The sequence below is a fragment of the Microcoleus sp. N9_A2 genome (assembly GCF_036701775.1).
In the GTDB taxonomy this organism is placed as follows: domain Bacteria; phylum Cyanobacteriota; class Cyanobacteriia; order Cyanobacteriales; family Microcoleaceae; genus Microcoleus.
The window spans coordinates 1-14164 of record NZ_JAUBRH010000041.1; the positions used below are offsets into that span (position 1 = coordinate 1).

The 14164-nt window shown below is 45.3% G+C and carries 14 protein-coding genes; 4 read left to right on the forward strand and 10 right to left on the reverse strand.

Translation table 11 applies throughout. From position 1 onward, the window contains the following. Nucleotides 1-73: 73 nt before the first annotated feature. From QUA44_RS20770 to QUA44_RS20785, 4 genes are all read right to left on the reverse strand, one after another. Nucleotides 74-373: a hypothetical protein gene (locus QUA44_RS20770; protein WP_333253959.1), complete on the reverse strand. Its 300-nt coding sequence runs from the start codon at nucleotides 371-373 to the stop codon at nucleotides 74-76. A gap of 30 nt (nucleotides 374-403) precedes the next feature. Then, a complete protein-coding gene (locus tag QUA44_RS20775; protein WP_333276683.1) occupies nucleotides 404-1717 on the reverse strand; it encodes a glycosyltransferase family 39 protein in 1314 nt (437 codons plus the stop codon). A 201-nt stretch (nucleotides 1718-1918) separates the two neighbouring features. Continuing rightward, a complete protein-coding gene (pruA, locus tag QUA44_RS20780; protein WP_333253955.1) occupies nucleotides 1919-4891 on the reverse strand; it encodes an L-glutamate gamma-semialdehyde dehydrogenase in 2973 nt (990 codons plus the stop codon). Between the two features lie 74 nt (nucleotides 4892-4965). Beyond that, complete coding sequence (locus tag QUA44_RS20785; RefSeq protein ID WP_333253953.1) at nucleotides 4966-5889, reverse strand: hypothetical protein; 924 nt, start codon at nucleotides 5887-5889, stop codon at nucleotides 4966-4968. Here QUA44_RS20785 and QUA44_RS20790 point away from each other — a divergent pair. After that, nucleotides 5888-6094: a hypothetical protein gene (locus QUA44_RS20790; RefSeq protein WP_333253951.1), complete on the forward strand. Its 207-nt coding sequence runs from the start codon at nucleotides 5888-5890 to the stop codon at nucleotides 6092-6094. The two genes, QUA44_RS20785 and QUA44_RS20790, sit on opposite strands and share 2 nt — an antisense overlap. Here QUA44_RS20790 and QUA44_RS20795 read toward each other — a convergent pair. From QUA44_RS20795 to QUA44_RS20810, 4 genes are all read right to left on the reverse strand, one after another. Continuing rightward, nucleotides 6084-8783: a protein-arginine deiminase family protein gene (locus QUA44_RS20795; RefSeq protein WP_333253949.1), complete on the reverse strand. Its 2700-nt coding sequence runs from the start codon at nucleotides 8781-8783 to the stop codon at nucleotides 6084-6086. The two genes, QUA44_RS20790 and QUA44_RS20795, sit on opposite strands and share 11 nt — an antisense overlap. A 122-nt stretch (nucleotides 8784-8905) precedes the next feature. Next, nucleotides 8906-9247 carry a DUF5615 family PIN-like protein gene (locus QUA44_RS20800; RefSeq protein ID WP_333253947.1) on the reverse strand — a complete coding sequence of 114 codons (342 nt, stop codon included), beginning with the start codon at nucleotides 9245-9247 and terminating at the stop codon, nucleotides 8906-8908. Between the two features lie 3 nt (nucleotides 9248-9250). After that, nucleotides 9251-9577: a DUF433 domain-containing protein gene (locus tag QUA44_RS20805; protein WP_333253945.1), complete on the reverse strand. Its 327-nt coding sequence runs from the start codon at nucleotides 9575-9577 to the stop codon at nucleotides 9251-9253. Nucleotides 9578-9619: 42 nt separating this feature from the next. Beyond that, entirely contained in the window at nucleotides 9620-10123 is a 504-nt protein-coding gene (locus QUA44_RS20810) for a hypothetical protein (protein ID WP_333309890.1), read from the reverse strand. Between the two features lie 138 nt (nucleotides 10124-10261). Between QUA44_RS20810 and QUA44_RS20815 the strand changes: the two genes are divergently transcribed. From QUA44_RS20815 to QUA44_RS20825, 3 genes are all read left to right on the forward strand, one after another. Beyond that, complete coding sequence (locus QUA44_RS20815; protein ID WP_333253941.1) at nucleotides 10262-11491, forward strand: hypothetical protein; 1230 nt, start codon at nucleotides 10262-10264, stop codon at nucleotides 11489-11491. A gap of 82 nt (nucleotides 11492-11573) precedes the next feature. After that, nucleotides 11574-11786 (forward strand): hypothetical protein, encoded by a 213-nt coding sequence (locus QUA44_RS20820; protein ID WP_333253938.1) that lies wholly within the window; start codon nucleotides 11574-11576, stop codon nucleotides 11784-11786. Between the two features lie 129 nt (nucleotides 11787-11915). Then, nucleotides 11916-12278, forward strand: a complete 363-nt coding sequence (locus tag QUA44_RS20825; protein ID WP_333253936.1) for a tetratricopeptide repeat protein — start codon at nucleotides 11916-11918, stop codon at nucleotides 12276-12278. 89 nt (nucleotides 12279-12367) lie between these two features. Here QUA44_RS20825 and QUA44_RS20830 read toward each other — a convergent pair whose 3' ends face one another. Then, nucleotides 12368-13777 (reverse strand): NAD(P)(+) transhydrogenase (Re/Si-specific) subunit beta, encoded by a 1410-nt coding sequence (locus QUA44_RS20830; RefSeq protein WP_333253934.1) that lies wholly within the window; start codon nucleotides 13775-13777, stop codon nucleotides 12368-12370. Next, complete coding sequence (locus QUA44_RS20835) at nucleotides 13774-14067, reverse strand: NAD(P) transhydrogenase subunit alpha (protein WP_106150865.1); 294 nt, start codon at nucleotides 14065-14067, stop codon at nucleotides 13774-13776. The genes QUA44_RS20830 and QUA44_RS20835 overlap by 4 nt, the downstream gene beginning before the upstream one ends. Between the last annotated feature and the right edge of the window lie 97 nt (nucleotides 14068-14164).

Consider the following 14164-nt stretch of genomic DNA (forward strand, 5'->3'; position numbering starts at 1 on the left):
GAGGCTATTTCTGCCCATTCTTGTGACTACTTTCCTATGCCCGAGCTCATTCCCATTTTTCAGACCTGAATCCTTACAGCTCAACATTAGTGTCAGCCGGATCTATTTGATAGTTTTGTTGCTGAATTGCCGATCGCAAAGCCTTTGACGGTTTGTATAAAAACAACTCACTGAAACCGCCGGGAATTTGCGGGGGTTGGGGTTTTTTCTTTGCCAATTCTCGATTTTTGTAGCAAGAAGTGTAACAGCGGGGTTCTATTAGCAGTTTGACTTTTGGTTCTAGGTAATAACTTAAAGGCATGATGTATGCAATGTTGGTATCGCTGATTATCAGGGGATTGCTGGCTTGATTAACAGTCGCGGCTACTTCCAAGGCACCCAACCAACCGCTGCCTTTATTCCATCAAATATCTGCTTGAGAACTAACTCCACCGGATATAATACCTGCGGAAAAAACTGCAACTATAACTATTTTCCATAGTTTTTGCTGTTTTAACTTCTCCAAATTGTTACTAATTTTTGCAGACAGTAGGTAAGCCACTGCTAGCTGAATTCCCACATAACAAGGAACTAAATATCGCGGATTTGCCGATCGCCTTCCACCCTTGATTATATCAGGTATTGCTAAAAACAAAGCAGTTGTTGCAATTAATAACAATACAATCAACCACACTCGCTTTGGTGTTTGTCGGCACAGAAAATAAAGAGCATAGCCGACTAAAGCTAAAATCATGATACCAACGGGAATTACCAAGGCTAGTTGTGTGGCGTTGGCAGTTCCATCAATGCCTATATCAAAAAATGCTATGCTGAGGGAACCAACCCACCTGCTGACTAATCTTAAGTAATTTGTTTGTTCTGCCCATGCTGTTGTGCTTCTAACTTGATTGAAGTTTTCTACAGTATTTACCAGGGAAGGCATGAAGCAGATAAAAGCGATTAAAGCTGCTACATAATAGGAAATGAATGTTTTTACATCGCGCCAGTTAGCAATAACTGCAACGTAGATTGCGTGGGCGGCAGCGACGCAGACAAATAACAAGTGGGTGTACAATCCCAGTGTTGCTGTGCCTGCATAAAGCGCCCAGGAAAGAACAAGGGCGATCGCATTTTGAGTTGACTCAGGGCGCATTGCTCGCAGCAAGGCTGCACTGGATAGAATAGTAGTTACCGTCCACAAACTGTACTGTCTTGCTTCTTGGGCAAATAGGATGTGGTAGGGAGAAATTGCGAAAATTGCGATCGCCATCCACGCTACGGCTGAAGATTCAAATAACTCCCAAGCCAGCCAATAAATTGCGGGAAATACTAGCAGGCTAATCACCGCGGCCAAACTTCTCATTGCTGCAACGGAACTGCCGAACCACTGCGCCCAATATCGCGCTAGTACGTAATACAGAGGGGGGTGTTGGGGGTCTTCTGTTGCTAAAGAATTCAGGGTATCGCTTAAAGTTTTTTCGGAATTTATCTGCTGATATTTTTGTAAATCCGAGGGCGAGGTTATTTTCTGGTACGAAATTTGTTTGATTATTTCGGCTTCGGTGTAGCCCGAAACTCTCAAAGAAGTATATGTTTCGTCGATCCAGTAAAATTTGCGATCGAGATTGGCGAATCGAAATAAAATGCCTATGACTAATACAATAACAATCGCAAAAACCCACCAATTTCGGAAAACTTTACAACTCATTAACCTATACAATTTATTAACTCTAGTCATTACACCTCACCAGAAAAGCAAGTTTGGAACAGGCAAGATGCCTGTTCCACAATAATTATTGGAGAGGTCTATTAGTCAAAAGTGTTTAATCATTAACTGCTAACCAATGACTAATGACTAATGACTAATGAAAACCATCAACTGACAACTGACAACTGTTAACCATCAACCGTCAACCGTCAACCGTCAACTGTCAACTGACTAATCCACTCCTTCAATCGGCGCAAAACCCTGCCGCTGAATATTTTCGGTTATTGTGCGGGGTTCGAGGAATTGCAGCAAATAATCCGGGCCGCCGGCTTTGGAACCAACTCCCGAAAGTTTGAATCCTCCGAAGGGTTGCCGCGATACCACAGCGCCGGTAATTCCGCGATTTATGTACAGATTTCCGACTTCAAAATCGGCTTGGGCGCGATCGATATGTGAAGGTGTGCGAGAATACAATCCGCCGGTTAAAGCAAAATTCGTACCGTTAGCAATCGTAATCGCTTCGTTGAAATTCTTTGCCCGAATCACCGACAACACCGGGCCAAAAATTTCTTCTTGGGCGATAGTTGCTGTGGGCGATACTTCCGTAACAATGACTGGGCCGACAAAATAACCGGTTTCCGGTGCCGGCATTTCTAAAGCTATTTTAGCTTCGGCGCGGCCTGTTTCGATGTATTCACGGATGCGCGACTGGGCGCTGGCATCGATCACAGGGCCGACTTGAGTGCCGGGATTTTCTGCTGGGCCGACATTGAGCGATCGCGTCGCTTCTACCAATCTTGCCACAAAATTATCGTACACCGATTCGACTACAATTACTCGCGAACAAGCGGAACATTTTTGGCCACTGTATCCAAATGCTGAATAAACTACGCCTGCAACTGCTTGGTCTAAATCCGCACTTTCATCGACAATAATTGCATTCTTGCCGCCCATTTCCGCAATTACTCGTTTCAGGTGTTTTTGTCCTGGTTGCAAAATCGCAGCAGCGGCATAAATCTGACAGCCAACTTCCTGAGAACCGGTGAAAGTAATCATGTGAACGTCGGGGTGTTTCACCATGTAAGCGCCGACGGTTGAACCTTTGCAAGGCACGTATTGAAATACGCCTTTGGGAATGCCAGCTTCTAGCAAAATTTCTGTTATTTTCGCTGCAATTACTGAGGAAAATTCCGCAGGTTTGAGCAAAGTACAATTGCCTGCCACCAGCGATGCAACTGTCATGCCTACAGGAATTGCGAGGGGGAAATTCCAAGGAGAAATAATCAGAGAAATGCCGCGCGGCTGATAAGTATAGCGGTTGGTTTCTCCGGCTACGTCGTAATTTTTTCCTTGTTCCAACCGTTCCATTTCGTCGGCGTAGTAGCGGCAAAAATCAATAGCTTCGGAAACTTCGGCATCGCATTCTCTGACGGGTTTGCCGACTTCAAACACCATCCAAGCTGACAGTTCGTGCCGCCGCTGTTCCATCAATTCTGCGGCTTTTCGGAGGACGCCGGCGCGCTGTCGGACGGGGGTTTTTCGCCAACTGGTGGAGGCTGCTTTTGCTGCTTCAAGGGCTTGTTTGGCCTGTTCTTCGGAAAGCAATCCGATTTTGCCGACTACTTCTGTGGGATTGGAAGGGTTGAGGGAATTAACTGTGGTTTCGGTGTTTTGGTACTCGCCATCGATTAGGGGTAAGTAGGTTTTGCCTAGGTTGGCGCGCACTGATTTGATGGCTGTTTCTGCTTGTTGCCGCAATTTGGTATTGGCGTAGTCTGTATCGGCGACGTTGGGGAATACTTTGCTGTAAACTAGCTGGTCGTTGCCATTAGCAACTGGTGCGGCTAATAATTGTTCGATCGGCATTTCTTCGGAACTTTGCCGGATAAACGAACTGTTGGCGGTATTTTCCAGCAATCGGCGGATCAAATAAGCCATTCCAGGCAATAAGTCGCCGTAGGGGCAGTAGACTCGGACGCGATAACCCCGATCGACCAAAAGCTTAGCCAATTTGTCCCCCATGCCATACAGTACCTGCATTTCAAAGCGGCGGCGTGGTATATTGAGAGTTTCGGCAATGGCGATCGCCCTGGCTTGCGATCGTACATTATGACTGCCAATTGCTGCATACAAATATTCGTGATTTTCTAGCAGCAACTGCGTCATCTGCTCGAAATTTGCATCAGTAGCAACTTTGTCATTGTAGACAGGCTGCGGCCAATCTTTCTGCATCGCTTTGATAGTTTCCTGATCCCAGTAAGCGCCTTTTACCAGCCGCACTGTTACCGGATTTCCGCGTTTTTTTGCCCAGGCAATAACGTCTTGTAAATCTTGCTTGCTGTCGCGCAAATATGCTTGCAACGTGATACCGATATCCGTGCGACTGCGAAACTCTTCCTCTAACAATAAGTCTTTGAGAATGCTCAGAGTTAAACTCTTATAGGCGTACTGTTCCATGTCGAAGTGAACGGCAGTTCCCAACTCTTGGGCGCGGCGCAATAACAGGCGAATTCTCTCGCTGACTTTCTCCTCGCTGCCTTTAGCATCCAGCGGGTCAAACTGAGAATAAAAAGCTGTTAATTTTACCGATACTTGCACTCGCGGCAAAGTTTCATCATCAGCTTTGTCAATTGCATCTACCTGCGACCAATTTTTTGCTGCCTTCGCCAGTTCCTCCATCAATTCCAAATAGCGGTTAAGATAAATTTGCGCCTCAGTTTCAGTGATGACAGCTTCCCCCAAAAGGTCAACTGTAAAACCCATTTTATCTTTGCGAAGTCGCTCTAAGGTTTTAATTACCTGCTTGATATTTTCCCCAGAAATATACTTGTGTGCCAAAGTTTCCACCGCAGGCGCAACCGTCGTCGCGGCCAATTGTCCAGGAATCGACTCAGCGTTAGTAAAATTGAGCAATTTTTTCAAAGCTTCGGGCAATTCTACCTCTTCAGCGGTCAGGTATTCTTGCAGGTGGCGGGCAATTTCCGGCTTGCTGCGGAGTGCCGGCAAACAGTCGATGAATCGAAACAATTGCACCCGCAGTCCGGGGCTAGCCATCGCCCAATCCATCAGTTTGTCGTCCCAGCGCATTTGGTCTTGCAGTTGACCAAAAAACGATCGCTTTTTGTCTTGAGTTGCCTTCAGGATTTCTTTAGCTATTTCCTGAGTCTTTGCTTCGTAGATGCTTGGAGATACTTGTGCGACCATTGGTAATTAGTAATTGGTAATTGGCGGGGCGGGTTGATATATTTGGCAACTACCGCCCGATACGATTATACTTACTATTTTACTTCTATTTTAACAACGTAGTTTGCTTGGCGATCGCCTGAAATTTCAATAGTATAATCGCCACTACTGGCTAGTTGAGCTTGCCACTGACCTGTGCCATCAGCAGTACCTAAATTTTCGCCGTTAGGAGCAATAATTGCTGCGCTAACTTGACCTTCTTGAACCTTTATTGTCATGCTTTGGCCGCTATTGCACTCCAGTAAGTAGCGCCTGGATATGTTGGCTCGCAAACTATTGCTCAGAGTAGTTCCCGTAGCACCAGCTTGAAAGTAAACTCGCTCGGTTACAGGGGTTTCAACCGCAGTGGGAGAAGCAGAAGGAGAAGGCAACAGCAACGGCGACGGTGACGGCGAAGTAAGTTGGGGAACGCCAGACACAGAGGGTATTTGAGTGGGACGGGGCGACGGATAGATTGTGGCGGGCAGTCGAGTTCCAGGTGCTGGGGGAAGTCCGGGCCGGCGGTTGGCGGGCGCTGTTGCGACGGTTGGAGGGCTTTGGGGGAGGGGTACGTCAGCGGGCAGTCTGATTTGAAGGTTCGCTCTTTCCTGATACATTTTCCACCCTAGCAAACTGCCGAGACTAAGGACGGAACCGACTAACATTCCGCTGAGAAAAACTGCTAAAATTTGCCACTTTCGGGCTGGTTTTGGTTCGGGGTTGGCAAGTGGAATTGTTGGAGGCGGATAACTTGTAATTTGAGTTGTTTCCGGCGTACTATCGGCGGCAACTGTAATTGTTTCGGCTGCGTCGATTGGCGCTGAAATCTCTTCGGGCGCGGCAATTTCTGCGGGAGTTTCTGCTGATGCGGAAGTTGAATCGGCCCTGGCAATTTCACTGCGATCGAACTCATCGCTGGTAGGAGAAATTGTTTCCGGTTGCTGAGTCAAAATTTGTTTTTTTTCCTGTTCGTCGCTCATGGGGCTAAATTTATTTTACAAAGACCGCTTTTATACATTTTACGTTACTGGTGCGATCGCCTGCACCGATACGGCAAGGCCCTTGACAAAATGCCGTCCATGTCGATCGAGAAATCTGTCGGCAAGGGCGATCGCAATTTACCCATTTTCGGTAAATATTGAGCACAAATTGCGATCGCAACTTACTACCGGACTCAATTATTAGGCAAAGACTGCCAAAAAGGCCGCTCTTCAGGCTTCCTCACAGTATTCGTCGCCGACTGCACGTTTCCTTTCAATTCTTGATAATACCTGTCATCCAGAAAACTAACGCTGACGCCAGCAGGAAGCAGCAATTGGCGCAATCTTTCCTGAGTGTAATCTACACCGTCAATCATTGGCCCGCGCGGATTTGAAACTAACAACTTGCCGTTAACTGGCACCGAATTGACCATATTTGGCCACCAAGCATAACCGCTGTAGCCAAACATCGCCGGAACTTGAACAATTTGGTCGTCTCCGAGTAAAAACTCTCTTTTCAACTTCTCTATAATCGGATTAAGTTTCTGATTTTGCAAATAGAGATTGTGTTGAATTAAAGCACGGTTTTTCAAGGCGTCGCTGACAGTTGTTTGAGTGCTCAAACCACGATTGATCGCCACATCGCCGTAACCTCTTCCCTCCAATTCTTCCAACAGCTTAACTCCGGCTTCGGGACTGGCGATCGCCATTACATATTGTCCGGGAGTTTGAGTGGGAATAAAATTGATAATTTCATCGACTTGGCGAGTCAAAAGCCAAGAAGTATCAATATCCACTGGGGGCCCTTGAATTCTCTGAGCTTGAATAAAATCAAGTACCTCTGGATTAAAACTAGCATTTCCCGAATTCCCATAATAAACTCGACCCATTGGGTGTCCGGGAATCGGCGGTGTCACCTGCAAGTTGCCGTATCCGTCAGACCACTGACTTACAGGGTCTAAAGAACGTGGATTGCCAATTTTTACTACTTTCCAATCCCGGTTTTGAGTTGATTTAATAGGCGGGTTTTTCTCTGGCTCACTATTGCTTTTTAGGGCTACATTAAACTGGCGTATCTCCGATTCTTCAGGGAGTTGAACGAATCCGTTTTTCTGGGTATCTTGCATCCAAGTGCGATCGCCCTGGAGAATTTTTACTTTAGCGCCGGTGGGTTCTACTGCTTGTTTTAGTTGCGAGATAAATTCGCTGTTTACCGCGCCTCTGTCGCTGACCTGAACTTCGGTTACTGGTGCTGTATTGGGCGCTATCATCCAAGGGCTAACGCCCATTTGGATTGTTGTGGAGACGATTTCTTGACCGTTGTTTTGGGCAGTTGCTTTGAGATTAACAGTGCCGTTCCAATTGCGATCGGCAAATTGTTTGGCTTCCACACCTAAAACAATATTCGTGCTAAAAACTAGAGGTTTAGCACCGGATATATCTACAGGTTGCCAGCCGTCGCCCGTCTTCTGAAAAACGCTGATGTGAGGGCTAGCAATGCTATCAGCCGTGATAAATAACTGAGAGGTTTTGAAGTTCTCAGACAGTGTTAAGTTAACTTGAGAAAGCATTGCTGCACGGCGGGGAGCGCTAACTTTCGTTTGTTTCCAAGTCGGTATCTTGCCGCGATCGTTATTGCGATCGTTAAATAAAATTAGCGCGCCCTTGGACAAAGACCATTGTTCTTTTCCGGCGTCGTCTTGCTCGTTAATTTGGCCATCTCTGTTAGTATCTCCCGCAAAGAAAAAGTTCGACGGGGACGCAGCAGGCGTAACTAGGGCGGGAGTTGGTGTTGCAGTTGATTCAGGAGTTGGTTGAGAAGTTGCTTGCTGATTTCTCTCTAACTCTTGTCTTTCAAGTTCTTGTCTGGCTAATTCTTGTCTGGCTAACTCTTGCCTTTCAAGTTCTTGTCTGGCTAACTCTTGCCTTTCAAGTTCTTGTCTTTCAACTTCTTGTCTGGCTAATTCTTGCCTTTCAAGTTCTTGTCTTTCAACTTCTTTTCTGGCTGCTTCTTGCCTTTCAAGTTCTTTCCTAGCTAACTCTTGCCTTTGGAATTCTTGCCTTTCAAGTTCTTTTCTGGCTAACTCTTGCCTTTGAAATTCTTGCCTTTCAAGTTCTTTTCTGGCTGCTTCTTGCCTTTCAATTTCTTTTCTAGCTAATTCTTGCTTTTCAAACTCTTGCCTTTCAATTTCTTTTCTAGCCCGGTCTTTTTTCTCTTGCTCTTTTCTCTCTATTTCTCGACGAGCAAATTCTTTTTTCTCTTGCTCTTTGCGGGTTCGCTCTCTGATCTCTTCTTCCTCGGCTCTAATTTTCTCAACAGATCGTGCGACTTGCATTTCATAGGTAGCGACACTGAGGTTTCCTTGATATTCGATGGTTTTGTCGATCGCCCGTTCAGCCAAAAAAGAACCGTGGGGAATGAGTCGGAGGTTATTGATAGCCAATTGCCAAAAGCGTTGCGACTCTTCCCAAGTAGCGGGATCAGCTTTAGAAGTGCGTCCAATGACGACGGCTTGGGAGGCAATTCTAGCAGCTTCGTCCCAATTATTTTTGGCTTGTTTTTCTATTTGAATCTGATTTTGAACGTTTTGGAGTTGCTGCGTCAGAGTTTCGGATTGGTGGCGGGGGCTTTCTGGTTGCCAATATTCTGGGGAAAACAGACTGCTGTCGGGAGTTTGGGCAAGTTTATCTAATTGTACCTTGAGCCGATCGCGCAATTTGTAGAGTTCCGGCAGCGATTGCGGAGTGTCGCCGTCTGGCTGTCGCGCGGAGAGTGCGAGTTGGTAGTTTAGGGAAGGTTGAGCGAGTGTTGCGGGGATTGCAACCCAAATTATACCGATGACGACACCGAAAGCATTGATAATGGCGATCGCAATATATTTAACCAAGCGCATATAGTTTATCCTCAGACACCCAAATGATTTTACCTAATCTGGGGATAAATGGGGAATTTAATTGTAAGATTTTAGGATGGGTTTGGGCGATGGCTGGGAGCTCCGCAAGCTACGGCTTTTTTTCAGCTTTGGGGACGTACCACCCGAATCAATTTGCCACTCAATGTTTCTTCAACCGAAATAGCCTCATTAATTCGGGTCGCCTGTCTTTCCCAGTTGCTATCTTGAGTACAAATGATAATACCAGTATGGTCTGGTTGTGAGCGATGCAGTCGAATGAAATCCCCTCGATTGAGAGTCAAAACTGCTCGCTCATTACTCACTGCAAAAGCCAATACATCCTCATCAGGAATTCCTAATCCTGCGTTTCCGGCTTCTTGAACTGTTAAAACATCATGACCTAAAGGTCGCAGAAACTCAACTACTGGCAACGGATACTGTTCGTCTGCATAAATTCGTGCCATGTTTTAGGCTTCCTCATTTTCTTTGATTGCTTGTTCAATTTCGTCTGGGTAAGCATCAGCATAAGCCCAAGCATTGACTAAATCAGCCGCAGTCAAATGGGGATAGCACTTAAAAAGTTCAGCATCGCTGCATCCGAGACGGCGATAACCCACAAGTACCCAAACTTGTATGCGAGTATTGCCGACACAGGCATCACCGCCACACACGCCGGGAGTTTTTTTAATGCCTATAGCACCAGTGCTTAAGGTTTGAAGTAAAATTTCTATAGCCGCTGCTTTGTCGGCTGAATTTAAGGATGCTAGATCAATTTTTAATTCGGTGAGTGTCATTATTTACTATCCCATTTTTACAGATAGAATATCCTAGCTAAATTATAACGCTTTATCCACTTGCTTCACCTCTTCCAAGGTTAGCCCCAGCACCTCTGCGATTTGCTCGTCGCTCAAGCCAAACTGCCGCAACTGACGAATTTTTTCAATTTTGGCTTCATCCTTTGCCTGCTGAAAGTCAGGATTTTTAGGCGGATTTTCATCTGGGGTCGCAGTAGGGCGATCGGAACAAACATTGATATAGCCAATAATGTTGCTATTACCAATAGTACAATCCGAGATATTCAGATTTCCTTGCCGATCGAGAACAGATTTAAGATTACCTTTATCAACAGGTTCATCAAAGGTATCAGATAACATTTGTAAAAGTTCGTAACCCACATCTTTAACGTGACCTTGTGTAAGACGATAAGTATCTGCAATCTCAGTATACTTCTGTTGCTTCAGTGTTCCCTCGATAATTCCGCGCTGCAAGTCATTTAGACGTTTGCCTGTCTTGGCATAGACAACTTTATCTACAAATTCCAATACCTGGTGAATGTCCATCAGCATAAATGTGAGAGAACTGGCGTTATTATACCCGACTTTATCCGTCTATATCCGTCCAGATCCGACTTGCACATCAAAGGTTAAAAAAGATCCGTCTTTTTCCGCTTTTCAGATTGTGAGAGAAAAGTTTACTATATGGAAATTACAAAATGTTCATGCACTATTCAGTACGCAAGCCACATGATTACTGCATTAGAGACGCAATGGCAAGAACTACTGAACTTGTTCCGTTTGTCAGATAGCTTAACAGAACAAGTTTTGATTCAGCGGATCGAGGCTATCGATCTTCCTGACAACCTTTGTCATGCACTAATATGCTCGATCGAGGGTAACAATAGAATAATAAATGAGTATTTATTTGACCTACCAGTTACCTATCAACAACCTGTTGCATGGATAGCTCCTGTAATAATTAATAGTCATAAGCGCTATGCGTGGATGATAGGTCGAATTTCATCCGAGGTTTCAGAAGTACGTTTTAAGTTTGATATCGCAAGTGCTAGAGTACGTGATGACTCAATACTCATGTGCAGGCATGAGCCAAAGCCAGTTATGTTTATTGAGCCAATTGCAGTATCAGACTTTAGTGAATCAGTAGTGTCTCAGGGTGTTGAAACTACCAATACTGTTGATGATTTTGCTGTTTTTCAAGTTGGTTATAAAGAAAGTAATGGAGATATTGAAGATTTCGATCAACGGTTAGTCCTCAATGCTACCCTTCTTGAACAGAACTTCAATACTGCAATCAGGAGGGGGGACAAAGTTATTTATGGATTACGAGAAGTAGATAAGTCGCTGTTGGATCAGCAAGCAAAGCTACTTGCAATTTTGCACGCTGAAGGACACAATCGAGGTCATTTTGCTGGTTGTTGGCCATTCGATAAATCCAAGAGTTGCCTACTTCATGAGGCTGTAGAGGAATTTCGTGCTTGTCTTAATGCTATTAGGTGGGCAGAACATCTTGACTTGACCACCGATCAAGCAGATATATTCGCATTTAGTGTATTTGCGATCAGATTTTTTCATTATGGATATAGAGCTTATGTAGAGCCGATCAAGACCCATCAAAGCATTCGAGAAACTTCAGTGGGATTGATGTTTTTTCAAACACTTTATGAAGCTGGTGTATTTTGTATCGATCCCAACAAAAAAATATTTCATCACTTTGAACTGACTCAGTTAAGACCAGCTTTAATTGCAGCGGCCCACAAACTTAATCAACAAGAGTTTGAAGCACGAAGTCAAGGAACTGATGGATTACGCCAAGTTGGTCGATATTGGTATCAACTTGCTTATCCAAATAGTAATCTTTCGCCAGAAGCGCAATCTATCTACACTCACTTGCGCGAAAGCTCAATAGCTTAATCACATGGCGAAGTCAAAGTATTCGTCAATCCAAGTCATTTATTGGATTGGCGGATGTTCAAAAGTAAAAAAGGAGTCAAAAATGAGTAATCAAAAGCACGAAGAGCTAGACATGAATGAGTTGAATGAACTTACACCATTCGGTCTGGATGTTTACAAGACTCAGGAAAAGTTTACAAGTGGCAATATTTTTGTCAAAACTCATGTTTTGGAGTCGGCAAAACCACTACAACCTTGGCATAGTCAGGGGGATAATACGTTAAAATCGGAGGAAGCATCTGGTTCTGAGTCTTAATTGAGTCAAGAAAACTTGAGTCAAGAAAACTAGATCGTGGAGGGAGAACTTCAATTTCTACTGGATACTGGAGTTCTCCCTTATATATCCAAAGCTATTATAATATATAGAATTTATTAATCGTCGTTAATGTCTGAATTAGAAAAAGGTCTAGCCGCTTTTAATACCCAAGATTATACCCAAGCCTTTATCTTGTTAAAACCGCTAGCAGAACAGGGAAATGCTGAAGCCCAGTGCATCATTGCGAGTATGTACCATTTAGGATTAGGTCGAGAAAAGAGGATATTAGAAGCAATTAAATGGTACATCAAATCCGCCGAGCAAGGCTATGGTGTTGCCTCAAACAATTTAGCAGGAATTTATCTGTGCGGTGCTGATGGTGTAGCCGCCGATCGCACTGAAGCAGAAAAATGGTTTCAAACAGCCAGAAAACAAGGATTTTCACATACACCAATCTCCAGTGAATATGTGAACCAAGCTAGCATTGGATAAAAAAATCGCCCAAAATAAAAACCCGGTTTATCCAAAAAACCGGGCTTAATCATCAGCGTTAATCAGCGTTAATCTGCGGTTGCAAAATCCTACAACTGCTTCACCTCAGCCACCAACTTCGCAACCACATCCTTAGCACTACCAAACAACATCATCGTCTTATCCTTATAAAACAACTCATTGTCAACACCCGAAAAACCAGCACTCATCCCGCGCTTAATCACGATCGTATGTTTAGCCTTATCAACCTCCAAAATCGGCATCCCATAAATCGGGCTCGCCGTATCGTGACGCGCCGCCGGATTCACCACATCATTCGCACCAATTACTAAAGCGACATCCGTCTCTTCAAACTGCGGATTGATATCGTCCATATCGTACAACTGCGGATAAGGCACGTTTGCTTCCGCCAACAACACATTCATGTGCCCCGGCATCCGCCCAGCCACCGGGTGAATCGCGTATTTCACGTCAACACCCATTTTTTCCAAACCGTCGGCTAACTCGCGTACTGCGTGCTGGGCTTGCGCTACAGCCATCCCGTAACCAGGAATAATTACCACCGATCGCGCATAGCCTAACATCATCGCACTTTCTTCGAGATTGATGCTGCGAACAGTTTTGTCAGTAACACCAGCAGCCCCAGCAGCACCCGCAGCACTTCCGCCACCGCTACCAAAGGCGCTAAACAGCACACTACCCAAGGATCGATTCATCGCCTTGCACATGATTTGCGTCAAAATAATCCCCGACGCGCCCACCAATGCACCGGCAATAATCAGCATATTGTTCATCAAAATGAACCCAGCCACACTCGCCGCAATCCCCGAATAAGAGTTAAGCAGCGACACCACCACGGGCATATCGCCACCGCCAATCGGTAGCACAAACATGATTCCCAGAATATTGGAAATCGCCACCAAAGCTAGGAATACCGGCACATTTTCGGGATTCGTCAGCATATAACCGCTGCCGGCTAAAAGTGCGATCGCCAGCATGGCATTAAACGGCTGTTGCAGCGGAAACGTCATCGGCGCACCCGGTAGCAATTCTTGCAGCTTTGCAAACGCCACAAGGCTACCAGTGAAAGTAATTCCGCCGATTAATACGCCCAAAAGGATCGTGATTGTCGCATCGGGAGTTGGCGATTCCGGGATGCTGAGATAGCGCCAGAATTCCCCCACAGCAACGAGTGCAGAAGCCGCGCCCCCGAAACCGTTAAGCAAACCCACCATCTGCGGCATATCCGTCATCGCGACGGTTTTCGCCATAATTGTTCCCACAATGGAACCGATGATGATGCCGATAGCAATCAATTCGTAGCTGATAACTTGCTTTTCGAGTAAAGTACCGGCGATCGCAATAAACATCCCGATCGCAGCTAACACGTTTCCTTGACGCGCAGTAGCCGGGGAGCCCAATTGTTTCAAACCGACGATAAATAAAGATGCGGCCACTAGATAGCCTAGCTGAATGCCACTGGGTAGAAAATCGCTCACGCTTTAACCTCTTTTTTCTTGAACATTTGCAGCATTCGATCGGTTACTAAGAAACCGGCGACAACGTTAATTGTGGCCAGGGCGATCGCGATCGTCCCCAAAATCGAAGTAACAGTCACATTTCCCTGGCCCGAAATCAGAATTGCGCCTAAAACTGCAATTCCCGAAATCGCATTCGATCCCGACATCAAAGGTGTGTGCAGCGTCGGCGGGACTTTATTAATTACTTCAAATCCCACAAACGACGCTAGAGTAAACACCACTAAACCTGCAATCAATCCTTCTGCCATAACAATTGGTAATTGGTAATTGGAAATAACTCGTTTCCGGTTGTGTCCGCCAGTCATCCCTTTATGATTCGGCGGTTGAAACCGCTACTACACAAAC

What these genes read in the sequence shown, in the direction of transcription:
- QUA44_RS20775 (WP_333276683.1), bottom strand. Translation starts at nt 1,717, where the DNA reads ATGACTAGAGTTAATAAATTGTATAGGTTAATGAGTTGTAAAGTTTTC.
- pruA (WP_333253955.1), bottom strand. Translation starts at nt 4,891, where the DNA reads ATGGTCGCACAAGTATCTCCAAGCATCTACGAAGCAAAGACTCAGGAA.
- QUA44_RS20790 (WP_333253951.1), top strand. Translation starts at nt 5,888, where the DNA reads ATGGGGCTAAATTTATTTTACAAAGACCGCTTTTATACATTTTACGTT.
- QUA44_RS20785 (WP_333253953.1), bottom strand. Translation starts at nt 5,889, where the DNA reads ATGAGCGACGAACAGGAAAAAAAACAAATTTTGACTCAGCAACCGGAA.
- QUA44_RS20795 (WP_333253949.1), bottom strand. Translation starts at nt 8,783, where the DNA reads ATGCGCTTGGTTAAATATATTGCGATCGCCATTATCAATGCTTTCGGT.
- QUA44_RS20800 (WP_333253947.1), bottom strand. Translation starts at nt 9,247, where the DNA reads ATGGCACGAATTTATGCAGACGAACAGTATCCGTTGCCAGTAGTTGAG.
- QUA44_RS20805 (WP_333253945.1), bottom strand. Translation starts at nt 9,577, where the DNA reads ATGACACTCACCGAATTAAAAATTGATCTAGCATCCTTAAATTCAGCC.
- QUA44_RS20810 (WP_333309890.1), bottom strand. Translation starts at nt 10,123, where the DNA reads ATGGACATTCACCAGGTATTGGAATTTGTAGATAAAGTTGTCTATGCC.
- QUA44_RS20815 (WP_333253941.1), top strand. Translation starts at nt 10,262, where the DNA reads ATGGAAATTACAAAATGTTCATGCACTATTCAGTACGCAAGCCACATG.
- QUA44_RS20820 (WP_333253938.1), top strand. Translation starts at nt 11,574, where the DNA reads ATGAGTAATCAAAAGCACGAAGAGCTAGACATGAATGAGTTGAATGAA.
- QUA44_RS20825 (WP_333253936.1), top strand. Translation starts at nt 11,916, where the DNA reads ATGTCTGAATTAGAAAAAGGTCTAGCCGCTTTTAATACCCAAGATTAT.
- QUA44_RS20835 (WP_106150865.1), bottom strand. Translation starts at nt 14,067, where the DNA reads ATGGCAGAAGGATTGATTGCAGGTTTAGTGGTGTTTACTCTAGCGTCG.